Consider the following 12,239-nt stretch of genomic DNA (forward strand, 5'->3'; position numbering starts at 1 on the left):
CGGAGGCCGACGCGATCACGCACCGGCGCAACGACTGTCTCGTCGCCGCAACGTTTGCGAAGTCGAACCCGCCCATGCTATCGGTCCCCGCACATGCAGGCTCCCCGTCCCCCCCGGAGGGCTCTCCCCCATGAGGCACCCCCGTCGCATCGCCGTGGCCGCCGTGTTGTTGCTGGTCGGCTGCGAACCCCAGGCATTTCCATCCGCGCCCGAGTCCGCGACCGACCGCGCCGATGATTTCGTCGTCGGCATCCAGGCCGCACCCGGCGCGTTCAGCTTCGCGCCGCCCCTGGCGCCCTTGGTGGTCAACGGACCGTTCGACGCGGGCCTGGCTCCACGGATCGAGATCTGTTCGGACATGTCGTCGCCGTGCAACTCGGTGTTCGCGTCGTTCACGACGCAGACCTCCCCTGCCGTACAGCTCTTCCCGAACGAGCAGCTGTACGGGGTGCGGTGGAACACGGCCGCCCTCGCCCCCACACCGGGAGTGATCTACCGCATCCGCGCGCTGGTCGGCCCGCTGGAGCTCGGCGCCGTGGACGTCGCGTTCCAGACCACCGGCAACGGCTCGGGCGGTGGGATCGTGCCCAACGTGACCACCCTGCCGGCCGGCGGGGTCGTCCCCCTGCTCTTCCGCGTCGAGGACGGCGCGCTCCCGGCGGCCCAGGGCTGCCTGATCGATCCGTCCGTGCTCGACTGCGACGTCATCCAGGTGCCGGTCGGCCAGGGCGGCGTGGTGCAGGTGGGCAATCCCACCACCCAGGAGTTCGCAGGCGAGGTCGCAATCGCGGCCAACGACGCGGTCGTCCCGAACGGCGATCCCCACTTCGTGCTGAGCCTCGAGCACATCGCGCCGCCCCCGGGCCTGCAGCTGTCCACGCCCTGGGTGCCCTTCTTCGTGCGCGCCACCGCGCGCGACGCCGACGGGAACGCCGTCACGTTCCTGTCCGGCGCGGATATGGTGCTCTGCCAGCCGGAGACGCTGGAAGACCCGCAAAGCCCGATCTTCCTGCCGCACGCGCTACATCAGTACCTGCAGATCGTACGGGTGAGCGGCGGCCAGGCGTTCCCCCTCGTGACCACACCGGGCGCGCCGCAGTGCGCGGGCCCCGGCTCGGCCCCGTCCACGCGCAGCGGACCGCTTTCGGTGGCGGCGCGCGTGTCGCGCGGCGTGGCTCGGCTGGCGGGCCTGTTCCGTCCGGAGCCGCTGCGCGCGCTGCACGGGGGCCTCAACACGCGCGGGATCGGCGGCTTCAGCGACTTCGGCTCCACGCTGCCGGTCGACGCGGCGGCCAGCTCCGCCACCGTGCCCGCGGGCACGTCCGGGCAGACGACGGTGATCCACCTGCAGACGGCGGTGGCGCCCGGCGTGGCCCATCCGACCGGGGGCGGCGTCGTGGCCGGCAGCGTGACGGGGACGAACGCCGGAGCCCCCGTGACGGTCGTGGACCATCAGGACGGCACCTATACGCTGAGCTACACACCGGCCCTCCCCGGTGCGGATGCGGTCGCGATCACGATCGACGGGGTGCCGATCGGCGGGAGCCCGTACAGCAGCGGTGTGTCCCCGAGCGGCTGGGGCTCGCCCGTGATCGACGGCGTGCGCGCCGCCGGGGAGTGGGATCAGGCGCAACAGCTCCCGATCTTCGCTGGCCCGTGGGCCGGCAGCACGCTGTGGATGTTGAACGATGCCGGCACGCTCTACCTCGGTGTCGAGGTCGTCGACGGCTCCCCGTCGGACTTCGACGTGGTGCGCGTCCGCTTCGACAACGACGGCAACGGCGTCACCGACCTCGGGGACGACGACCTGCGCCTGGATCCGCGCCGCTTCCGCGACGGCCACTTCGAGCGGTTCTGGGGTCGCATCGACGGACAGCAGGACGGCACCGGCGCCGTGGGCTCGGCCGGCGGGCGGACGTTCTACGAGATGGCCCATCCCCTCGCCAGCGGTGACGCCGAGGACGCGGCCTGGTCGGCGGGCTCCATGGTCCCGCTGTGCGTGCTCTTCCTCGAGTTCGAGCAGACCTCCGCGGAGCGTCAGTTCCCGGCGGGGTGCGCAGCGGATCCGCTCGATCAGAGCGGGTTCGTCCGGCTCGGGGTGGCCGCGCCACCGGCCTGAGCCGGGCGCGGCGCCCGCAGGAACCCGGCCGGTCGTTCGTCCGCAGCAGCGGACGGGCGGCCGGCCGCGGTGCTACCAGGGGATCTCGTGCTCATCCCGGAAGAACCGCCCCGTGGGACCGCCGCGGGGGAGCGTCGCCAGGCGGACGATCCCTCGGGCCCCTTCCGCGGGCGTGCGCGGCGCCTCCGCGCCGCCCATGTCCGTGGCGACCCATCCCGGACAGACGGCGTTGACCAGCACGTCGGTCCCCTCGCCGATCTGTTCCGCGAGCTTCACCGTCAGCGCGTTGAGCGCGGCCTTGGATACACAGTAGGCCGCCGGCCCGTACAGCCCCTCGCCGAAGGAGCCCGAGCCCGACGAGACGTTGACGATGCGGCCGTGATCCCGCTCCAGCATCGCCGGCAGGAACGCCTGGCAGAGCAGAAGCGGACCGGTGACGTTCGTCCGGAGCGTGCGCTCCCAGGCGTCGAGCGGTTGCTCGAGCAAGGCGTCGCGCGGATAGATCGCCGCGTTGTTCACCAACACGTCCACGTCGACGCCCTCCGAGCGCAGACGCTCCCGGGACGCCGTGACGGACGCCGGATCGGTGACGTCGAGAACCTGCGTGAGAAGCGGTCCGTGGGCCTCGAGGTGACCGGCGGCTCGTTCGGCCGCTGCGGGGTCGCGCGCGGTCAGCACCACCCGATGTCCGCGCTCCAGCAGCTGACGACAGATCTCCACACCGATGCCGCGATTGCCGCCGGTGACGAGTGCAGTGGGGATCACGGGCGAGGCCTCCGGGTCAGGGTCCGTGGAGGTCGGGGTCCTCTCCGTTGCGGCCGCGGGCGATCGCTCAGCGGCTCTGTTGAAGGTAACGGATGATGGATGCGCGGGTGGCCTCGTCGGCGATCCCCGTGAACTGCATGGTGGTTCCAGGCACCATCGCGGCCGGGTCCTTCAGGAACTGGCTCAGCCGCTCTGCCGTCCATTCCCCGCGCTGGACGCTGAGGGCGTCCGAGTAGACATAGCCCGGCACCGACGCCACGTCCCGGCCGTACACGTCCTGCAGCGGAGGCGCCGTACCGACCTCCTCGCCGGTCCAGGTGTGGCAGGAGAAGCAGTCCGTCAGCAGCTCACGCGACGCGTCCATCCGGCGCGGGGTGATCACCACCAGGCTTTCCTCGTCCGTCCACAGCACGATGCGGCCGTCGGGCGTCTGCAGGAGATCGCGCACCCGCAGACCGATGGAGATGGGCTCGTAGAACGCCACGCGCTCGCCGCGCACGCGCACCCGGTAGAGCGAGCGGGCGCGCAGCGATGCCACCAGGAGGTCGCCCTTCCATTCGGGCAGTCCCTCGCTGTCCAGCACGATCAGGTTGGAGATGCCGATCGAGGGAACCCAGGCGTGCGCCGGCTCGATGGGCGGCGAGCCCACGTCCACGTCCGAGTAGTCCGGATAGAAGGACGTCACGTACTCGACGCCGTGCGTGCGCACGGGCCAGCCGAAGTTGCCTCCTTCCACCAGCAGGTTGAGCTCGTCCCCCCCCTTCGGGCCGTGCTCGGTCGACCAGATCCGACCCTGCGCATCGCGCGCCAGACCCTGCGCGTTGCGATGTCCCGTGGAATACACCTCGATGTCGCCGGTCTGCAGATCGATGCGCAGCGTGCGGCCCAGGTCCGAGCCCGGCTCCTGCGACAGCATCGGGTGCGACGGATTCCCCACCGTGAACAGGATGCGCCCCTCGCCGAGCGGCAGGATGCGGCCACCGGTCATGAGGAAGTTCCACGGATCGCCGTTTTCGCCGAAGCGCGAGCAGGGCCGCGCCTCGTGCAGCACCCGCCAGCGGGCCCCGGGCAGCGGCGTCGGGTCGGCCAGGCCGCGGACGTCGAGCGCCGACAGGCGGACGGTGCGACACCGCTCCTGGAGGTTCCACCAGAAGTGGGACATGAGGAGAACCGTTCCCTGCGCCGTGGGCACCACGTCGATGTCGTTGACGCGCATGCGGCGCGGCGCCACCTCCGGTTCCGTCTCCGGAATGAACTCGCCGAAGTCGATCGGCGGCGCCTCGAGCGCCACCGTGGTCAGGCCACCGTCGGGACCGAGCCCGGCCCGGTAGAGCTGGCCGTACCCGTTGCTGATGAGGAAGCCTCCCTCCACGGCCGCGAGGCCACCCCCACCCATGATGGAGTGCTGCGTCACCCCTTCGTGGAACAGGGCGTCCAGGACGTACTCGTTGGTGAAGAGCGGACGCGGCCGGGGCGGATCCGGGTCCTTGAGCGAGACCGCACCCAGCCCGACCACCACCCCCGCCAGCGCGACACCGGACACGGCGGTGGCCCAGCGACTGCGCAGGGCACCCACCAGCACGGGGAAGAGGACGAAGAACGCCGTCAGCGCCGCCGAGGCCACCAGGATCGTGCGGAAGAACTCGCGACGCTCCAGCAGGAGCAGGAGGAAGGCCCCGGACAGGGCGACCCCGAGGACCGCGACGGCGGGCAGGGCCCGGACGGTCCCGCCGCGAAGCGAGATCAGGGCGATGACCACGACCGCGATGCCGTAGGCGCCGACCTGCAGCCACACCTGATGCGCCGGATCCGCAGGTGCCGACCAGGGCGTCGTCGACAACCACCAGCGCAGCGGGGCCAGGAGGACCACGGCCAGGCCGAGCATCTGCCACAACAGCCAACGCGAAAGCCTGGATCCCTTCATGCGCTCCTCGGAACCGTGGACGGGATGCCCCTCTCCTGGGCGGCAGAGCCCGCGTCCGGCGGACACCCGGTCCGCGGGACGCTGCGGTCCGGTGCAGGCTCCATGCCTCCGGGGCGGCACCCCGAAATCCGACGCCGATGGTACCGTATCGCCCGGAGGGCACACCCGGAACCCGGCGCGCCGGCCCGGGGTCCCTGTGCCCAGCGCGCCGGTCCTCCGGCTGCCGGCTTCCCACGAGTGAGGAGTACAGAATGGTTCGGATCCCCGCCACGATGCTCGCCGCGGGCCTCCTGCTGTCCGCGGCTCCGCTCGCCGCCCAGGACGTCGTCCGGTCTTCCCTCCACGACTACCGCGTCGTGACCGTCGCCGACGGCCTGGTCATCCCCTGGTCGATGGCCTTCCTGCCCGGAGGCGACCTCCTGGTGACGGAGCGGCCCGGACGGCTGCGCATCATCCGCGACGGCCGCCTGCTGCCCGATCCGGTGCCCGGGGTGCCGGAGGTCGTGGCGCAGGGCCAGGGCGGGTTGCTGGACGTGATGCCGCATCCCGACTTCGCGTCCAACCGGCTGCTCTACCTGAGCTACTCCAAGCCCAAGGCCGACCGGGAGCGGGGCACCACGGCCGTCCTGCGCGGACGGTTCGAGAACGATCGCCTGTCGGACGTGGAGGAGATCTTCGAGGCCGAGTCGCGTGGCAACGGCCACTACGGCTCGCGGCTCGCCTTCGACGGCAACGGCCATCTGTTCATCACCGTGGGCGACCGTCAGGCACCGCCGTCCGGGGACCTGGAAGGGCATCCGGCGCAGGATGTGACCAACCACCACGGCACCGTCAACCGCATCCATGACGACGGCCGCGTGCCGCAGGACAACCCCCTCGTCAACCGGACCGGCGCGCAGCCCACGATCTGGAGCTGGGGGCACCGCAATCCGCAGGCCCTGGTCTACGACCCGACCACCGGGAACCTGTGGGCCACGGAGCACGGCCCCCAGGGCGGCGACGAGCTGAACCTGATCCGCCGCGGGAGCAACTACGGCTGGCCCGTCGTGGGCTACGGCGTGAACTATCGCTCGGGATCCGCGATCCACGAGGGGACCATGCGCGAAGGCATGGAGAACCCGGCGCACGTGTGGGTGCCCTCGATCGGCACGTCCGGCATGATGCTGTACACGGGAGACGCGTTCCCGGAGTGGCGCGGAGACCTCTTCGCGGGTGGGCTGTCGGGGCAGAAGATCGTCCGGCTCGAGCTGGACGGCACCACCGTGCGCGATGCGGAGACGCTGCTGCTCGGACGCGGGCGCGTGCGCGATGTCCGCCAGGGGCCCGACGGCTTCATCTACGTGGCCATCGAGGACGAGGACGACAACCCGTCCCCGATCCTGCGACTGGAGCCGGTCGCCCGTCGCTGACGCCGACCCGTCACGTCGAAGGAAAGGGGCGTCGGAGCGGTAGGCTCCGGCGCCCCTCGTTCGTCCGCGGAGCGCTCGTGTGCAGAGCGCCCCGCCCGAGCTGCCGTTTCCGGGTCAGGTGCTCTGCAGCGTGGCCGCGCGCTCCTGCTCCTCCGGCGTGAGCACGACCTTCAGCACGCCGATCAGCGAGGGCCCCGGCAACCAGAAGGTCGCGCCCTGCCGCACGGCGGAGCGCTCCACCACGCCGCCGAAGCCGATGAAGTCGAACCCCGCCTTCTTGACCTCGAGGTCGGTCACGCCGTCCCCCACGACGACGACCGAGCCGTGCGCGCGCGCGATCTCCGCACAGACCTCCGCCTTGCCGCCGTTGCGCGTGAGCGGCGAGTCCACGTCGAAGCCGGTGTACTGCCCGTGCTCGTCGTGGTGCAGCTCCACGGCATAGACGTCCTCCTCCGGCACACCCAGCTGGGTGGCGAAGCCCACGACCGACTGACGGATGCCGCCGCTGACCACGCACACCCGCTTGCCCAGCCCGCGCAGCGTATTGATCGCCGAAGCGGCGCCGGGCACCAGCCGACGGCGGTACAGGTCCCCCAGCAGGCGCAGCGCGGTACGACTGGGACGGATGCGCTCCAGCCGCAGGCCGTAGATCTCCTGCAGCTTGATCTTTCCCTCCATGGCCTGGGTCGTCAGCTGCGCCAGCTCGTTGCTCAGGCCGGCCCGGCGGGCGAGCTGGTCGATCCCCTCGATCGCGGACAGCGTGCTGTCGCAGTCGAAGACGATGACATCGAAGGGCGGTCCCTTCTTCAGGGGCCGATCGGAGTTTGCCATGCGAGTCCTTCCAGGATGAACCGGGCGCCCGGGCGTGACAGCGGCGGGGGCAGCCCCCGGGGTCGGGGGAGGAGCACGGTAGGGGACGGGTCCCGGCCGGGCAAGAACGGGAGGGCCGGATGCGGGGCCGCGCTGCGGGCCCGCTACCGGACGGACAGGGAGGCCCGGCCGAAGACGCGCCCGTTCTGGGTGTGCAGCACCACCTCGTAGCGACCGGGCTCGACCCGGCCGGACGGGGCCCGGTACCCGTCCCAGACCCGGAAGCTGCCCTCGTGCGCCAGGATGTCCACCGTGCGGGAGCTCTTGAGCGCCTGGCCGTCGCGTGTCCAGTCGAGGGAGACCCGGCTGGGCACGACGGCGGGGGCGAACACGTGCACCAGCACGACCAGTCGCTCTCCGATCTCGGCGGTCGAAGCGGCGGACGCGAGCGTGTCCGCGAGCTGGAGCGTCTCCGGATCGATGTCGCTCGCGAAGGTGACGCTCTCCATCCGGAGCGGGACGGGCGGCACCACGGAAGGCAGGCCGACGGCGATCCCGAGGATCGCCGCGGCCGAGAGCGCGATGCGCAGGCCCGTCCCGCGTGAGCGCACACCCGCCTGGAGCGCGAGTGGCACCGCGCTCCCGACCGCGAGGACGGCCGACAGCGGGGTGCCCAGCCGGGGCGGCAGGCTGAAGAAGAAGGGCAGCAGCAGATTCAGCGCCGCGAACGAGACGGAGGCGAAGAACAGCATGCCGAACACCACCCGCGTGCGCAGCCAGCGGTCGAAGACCAGGTCCAGGCAGGAGAAGAGGGCCAGACCGCCCAGCAGCACGAGGAACAGCACGTTGGGCGAGCGCAGGACGGTCGAATAGGCGTAGAACGGCAGGAGGAAGAACAGCGTCTCCTGGTAGAGCGTGCGCGTCAGGTAGGAGGTCAGCTCCTGCTTGAGACCGGGCGTGTAGGGCTGCAGCTCCTCGGCCCGCTCGCCCGCCTGACGGCCGAAGAAGAGCGTCGATGCCCAGGTGACCCCGAGGAACACCACCACCCAGGGCACGAACGCGTAGCGCTCGCGCGCCAGCAGCACGACCGCGATGCCCGTGGCCAGGGCCCACACGGAATGAAGCGCCCAGAAGAGGGTGCGATGCCGCTGCCAGAAGGCGCCGGAGCGCTCGCGGAACGTACGGGGCGCGGCCGGCGGACGTGGCGCCGCGGGCGCGGTGGCTCCGGGGGGCGGCGCGGCCGACGACGGCGGCGGACGTTCCGGGGCCGGCCCGGTCATGGCGTCGCTCATGGCGACGAAGCTAGCAGGTCGGAGAAGTCGTCGGAGCGCTCGGTCCCGGGCTCATGGGTCGCCCCCGGCGGTGGTGCGGACCGCGGCTCGACGGGTCACCTTCGCGCGGGTGCGGACCGCGGCTCGATGGGTCCCCTTCGCGCGGGTGCGGACCGCGGCTCGACGGGTCCCCTTCGCGCGGGTGCGGACCGCGGCTCCCCGCCCTTGCGGCCCAGCGTGGGTCGCCTCATTTTCGGTTTTTGTTCGGTCACGTTCCCGGAGCCGTCCATGGATCTCGACTACAAGCCCGAAGGCTACACCAGCGTCGCCCCCTATCTGATCGTGCGGGACGCGCGCCGCACGCTCGACTTCCTGCGCACGGTCTTCGACGCGCGCGAGCTCCGGGCCTATCCCACGCCGGAAGGGACGCTGATGCACGCGGAGGTCCGCATCGACGACACCGTCGTGATGCTGGCGGACGCGGCCCCGAGCTGGCCCATGGTGCCCGCGCACGTGCACGTCTACGTGGACGACGTGGACGACGTGTACCGCCGCGCCGTCGCGGCGGGAGCGGAAGCCGTGCAGGAGCCCGTGCAGAAGGGGGACGAGGATCGCCGCGGCGGCGTCAAGGACGCCGGCGGCACCACGTGGTGGATCGCCACCCGGGTCGGATAGGAGCGCCCGTGGCCCGGCATCCCCGTGTGGAGAACCACATCCGCACGTTCGAGCTGACGCCCGGCACGGACGTGAACTGGAACCAGATCAACGCGCTGCTCAAGCGCATGGGCTCCGAGGGCTGGCAGGTCACCGGCTTCCAGTTCAGCCGGCAGCGTGTGGCCATCGCGTTCTCGCGTCCCGCGCTGGACTGAGCGGGTGCACGCGGGAGGAGGGGCGCAGGCGCGCCCCTCGTTCAGCGACCCGTGCCTTCGATCACCGGAGCGGGATCGAGCGCACCCTCGACCGCCGGCAGCCCCTCCACGTGCACGCGCAGGAGCGGCGGCTGCTCGCCGTCGGCCGCCTGGACCACGGCCACGAACGCGTGCGGTCGGGGATCGTCGCCGACCGTCGCCACGCCGGTGAAGGACGCCCAGCCCGGAGCCGTCTGCAGTCGGCCGAGGCGCTGGGCCACGACCGCGACACCGTCCGTCGGGTGCGCGAGACGGAAGGTCCCCTCCGCCTGCCGCTCCGTGGAGCCCTGGCGCACGTCCACCGCCGCCTCCAGCGGACCCGCTCCGGTGGCGCGGACCGCGCGGTCGCGGTCGCTGCTCATGGGCCGGCTGGGCATGCCCGGTCCGCGACGGAGCGCGCGACCTCCGCGGGCGCCGGTGGGGTCGCCGTCGCGCAGCGCGACCGCTCCCCCCACCACCACGTGCACGATGCCCTCCGAGCGCAGCGCGGGGTCGGTCCACGTGGCCCGGTCGATCACCGCGGCGCTGTCGAAGACGACGACGTCGGCCGCCATGCCCTCGGCCAGGAAGCCGCGGTCCACCGCACCCAGGAGGGTGGCCGGCAGGCCGGTCATCTTGCGCACGGCGTCCTCCCACGTCAGCGCGCCGGTCTCGCGCACGTAGTGACCGAGCACGCGCGGGAAGCTGCCCCAGTAGCGCGGGTGGCCCACCCGCCCGGTCGCGGCGCCACAGTCGCAGGCCACGGCGGTGGTGGGATGGCGCAGGATCTCCACCAGGTCGCTCTCCAGCCCGAAGCGCAGGATGGCACCGACCCGGGTCTCGCGTTCGAGCACCCGCACGACGGCCTCACCACCGGACTCCACCCCCAGATCGCGCATGATGTCGACGAGCTCCTGGTTGCTCGCCGGCAGATATACGCCGGCCGGACCGCCGAAGCGGGCGGCCATGGCCTCGTCGGCCTCGCGCACGATGCGGGCCCGCTGGGCGGGATCCGCGAAGCGCGCCAGCATGGCCTCCACGCCTCCGGCCTGGGCCCATCCCGGGATGATGAGCGCGGCCAGCGAGGTCTGACCCGCCAGGTAGGGGTAGGCGTCCGCCGCGGCATAGGTGCCGTCCGCGGTGGTACGTGTCATGGCGTGCAGGATCTCACCGGCACCGCCCTGCTCGAGTCCCTGCACCTTCATGTGCGTGACGACCGGGTTCAGCCCTGTCCGCTCCCCGATCGTGAGCGTCTCGCCGATGCCTACACGTGAGCTGAAGTTGGACTCGGGCGTCAGGCGATCGTGGTTCGTGAAGTGGACGCGCGCCGGACCCGCCGGCTCCAGGATCCGCACCACCTCCTCGGTGCGCGCGAAGTAGGCCGGCTTGTAGTCCAGCCCGGCCGACACGCCCCAGGCGCCTTCCTCCAGGCCGCGCAGGACCGCCGCGCGCATCGCCTCGACGTCCGTCGGGGTGGGACGCCGGTCCTCCGTGCCGACCACGCGCGCCCAGATGCTGTTGAACGGCACCTCGGCTCCGACATGCACGGCCAGTCCGGCGCGCTCCAGGGAGTCGAGCTGGGCGGCCACCTCCGTCGGCCCACCTCCGTCCGGGTTCAGCACCTCCATGGTCACGCCCTGCGTGAGCATGTTCACCGCGGTGGGCAGCGCCTCGCGCTCGGCGTGACTGTGCAGGTTGATGAAGCCGGGCGCCACGAAACGACCGGTGGCATCGATCTCCTCCACGCCGCGGGCCCCGGAGAGCGCACCGAGCGCCACGATGCGATCGCCCACGATGCCGACGTCCGCGGAGAAGCGCGGCAGACCACTCCCGTCCAGCACGGTGCCGCCGCGGATCACGAGATCGTACGACGCCTCGCTGGGCGGGGCCTCGGCGCACGCGGTCAGGGCGGCCACTCCCACGAGGACGGTCGCGAGACGGGTCGGGCGCATGGGACCTCGGGGCTCGGGGTGGCCGCCGCGCAGTCGGACGCACCGCAGCGGCGCATGGACGCACCCTAGTGGGTGGGCCCGCCGGACGAAAGCAGGCGCCCCTTGCCCCGACCCGCGCGGAACGGCACCGTCCCGGGCGCCGGGCGGGTCCCTCACGACACCGCCCGCGCCCACCCGCTCAGCGCGCACGCGCACGAGGAGCCGCCCTTTGCCTCAGTTGCCGTGCCACGTCTTCGACGCGGCGCTCGTGCGTGAACCGGCGGCGAGCTGCGTGCGCGGGCTCCGCGCCGTGGACCGCGGCCCGCCCGACCTGGCGCGGTTTCGCGCCCAGCACGCCGCCTACGTGGACGCGCTGCGTCGCGCCGGTGTGCACGTCACGGTGCTGCCTCCCGACGAGGCCTGGCCGGACAGCGTGTTCGTGGAAGACCCTGCGCTGTGCCTCCCGGAGGGGGCCATCCTGCTCCGCCCGGGCGCGGAGGCGCGGGCGGGGGAGCCCGCTACGCTCGATCCGGCGCTCCGCGCGCGCTTCGAGCGCTTCGTCCGCCTCGAGGTAGGCAGCGTCGAGGGGGGCGACGTGCTCGTCACCGACCGCGAGGTGCTGGTCGGGCTGTCCAATCGCACCAGCCGCGCGGGCGCCGAGGCGCTGGCCTCCGTCCTGACGGCGTGGGGCCGGGTCGTGCGCGTGGTGGAGACCCCCGCCGGCGTGCTGCACTTCAAGTCGGACTGCGCCGCCCTCGGCGGCGACCGCATCCTGGCCACAGCCGCGCTGACGGCGACCGGCGTGTTCGAAGGCTACGACGTCCAGGTGGCGCCCGACGACGAGCCGGGCGCAGCGAACTGCATCCGCGTCAACGAGACCCTGCTCGTGCCCGCCGGGCGGCCGCGCACCGCCGAGCACCTGGCCCGCGCGGGACATCGCATCGAGATCCTGGACATCGGAGAGGCGGAGAAGCTGGACGCCGGCCTCAGCTGCATGTCCCTTCGCTTCCGTGGGTCCCGGACAGGGGGCCAGCGCCCCCACGCCCCTCTCCCGTGACGCGTCTGTCCTCGCGGCCCGCCTTGCCGGGCCCTCGTCCCCCCGCGAAGGTGGACGTGTGAAGTC

The 12,239-nt window shown here is 72.3% G+C and carries 10 protein-coding genes; 5 read left to right on the top strand and 5 right to left on the bottom strand.

Features of this window, described 5'->3' with window-relative positions; all coding sequences use genetic code 11:
* Positions 1-130 precede the first annotated feature (130 nt).
* On the top strand, positions 131-2,119 hold the full coding sequence (locus R3E98_16810; protein MEZ4425059.1) for a filamin/ABP280 repeat domain-containing protein: 1,989 nt from the start codon (positions 131-133) through the stop codon (positions 2,117-2,119).
* A 72-nt stretch (positions 2,120-2,191) separates the two neighbouring features.
* On the opposite strand, the gene R3E98_16815 is transcribed toward R3E98_16810, so the two are convergent.
* Together R3E98_16815 and R3E98_16820 are read right to left on the bottom strand one after the other, a co-directional pair.
* A complete protein-coding gene (locus R3E98_16815) occupies positions 2,192-2,884 on the bottom strand; it encodes an SDR family NAD(P)-dependent oxidoreductase (protein MEZ4425060.1) in 693 nt (230 codons plus the stop codon).
* A 67-nt stretch (positions 2,885-2,951) separates the two neighbouring features.
* Complete coding sequence (locus R3E98_16820; GenBank protein ID MEZ4425061.1) at positions 2,952-4,808, bottom strand: PQQ-dependent sugar dehydrogenase; 1,857 nt, start codon at positions 4,806-4,808, stop codon at positions 2,952-2,954.
* A gap of 251 nt (positions 4,809-5,059) precedes the next feature.
* Here R3E98_16820 and R3E98_16825 point away from each other — a divergent pair, with 251 nt between their 5' ends.
* Positions 5,060-6,217 carry a PQQ-dependent sugar dehydrogenase gene (locus R3E98_16825; GenBank protein ID MEZ4425062.1) on the top strand — a complete coding sequence of 386 codons (1,158 nt, stop codon included), beginning with the start codon at positions 5,060-5,062 and terminating at the stop codon, positions 6,215-6,217.
* A 114-nt stretch (positions 6,218-6,331) separates the two neighbouring features.
* Here the strand turns inward: R3E98_16825 and R3E98_16830 are convergent, their stop codons facing one another.
* Both R3E98_16830 and R3E98_16835 read right to left on the bottom strand, forming a co-directional pair.
* Positions 6,332-7,048: an HAD-IB family phosphatase gene (locus R3E98_16830; protein ID MEZ4425063.1), complete on the bottom strand. Its 717-nt coding sequence runs from the start codon at positions 7,046-7,048 to the stop codon at positions 6,332-6,334.
* A gap of 143 nt (positions 7,049-7,191) precedes the next feature.
* Positions 7,192-8,319 carry a DUF5924 family protein gene (locus tag R3E98_16835; protein MEZ4425064.1) on the bottom strand — a complete coding sequence of 376 codons (1,128 nt, stop codon included), beginning with the start codon at positions 8,317-8,319 and terminating at the stop codon, positions 7,192-7,194.
* Positions 8,320-8,586: 267 nt separating this feature from the next.
* On the opposite strand from R3E98_16835, the gene R3E98_16840 reads away from it, so the two are divergent.
* Both R3E98_16840 and R3E98_16845 read left to right on the top strand, forming a co-directional pair.
* Positions 8,587-8,973: a VOC family protein gene (locus R3E98_16840; protein ID MEZ4425065.1), complete on the top strand. Its 387-nt coding sequence runs from the start codon at positions 8,587-8,589 to the stop codon at positions 8,971-8,973.
* Positions 8,974-8,981: 8 nt separating this feature from the next.
* Complete coding sequence (locus tag R3E98_16845; GenBank protein MEZ4425066.1) at positions 8,982-9,167, top strand: hypothetical protein; 186 nt, start codon at positions 8,982-8,984, stop codon at positions 9,165-9,167.
* A gap of 41 nt (positions 9,168-9,208) precedes the next feature.
* On the opposite strand, the gene R3E98_16850 is transcribed toward R3E98_16845, so the two are convergent.
* A complete protein-coding gene (locus tag R3E98_16850) occupies positions 9,209-11,137 on the bottom strand; it encodes an amidohydrolase family protein (protein ID MEZ4425067.1) in 1,929 nt (642 codons plus the stop codon).
* Positions 11,138-11,345: 208 nt separating this feature from the next.
* On the opposite strand from R3E98_16850, the gene R3E98_16855 reads away from it, so the two are divergent.
* Complete coding sequence (locus R3E98_16855; protein MEZ4425068.1) at positions 11,346-12,173, top strand: arginine deiminase family protein; 828 nt, start codon at positions 11,346-11,348, stop codon at positions 12,171-12,173.
* Positions 12,174-12,239 lie beyond the last annotated feature (66 nt).

It is taken from the genome of Gemmatimonadota bacterium (assembly GCA_041390125.1).
GTDB lineage: Bacteria > Gemmatimonadota > Gemmatimonadetes > Longimicrobiales > Gaopeijiaceae > JAGQIF01.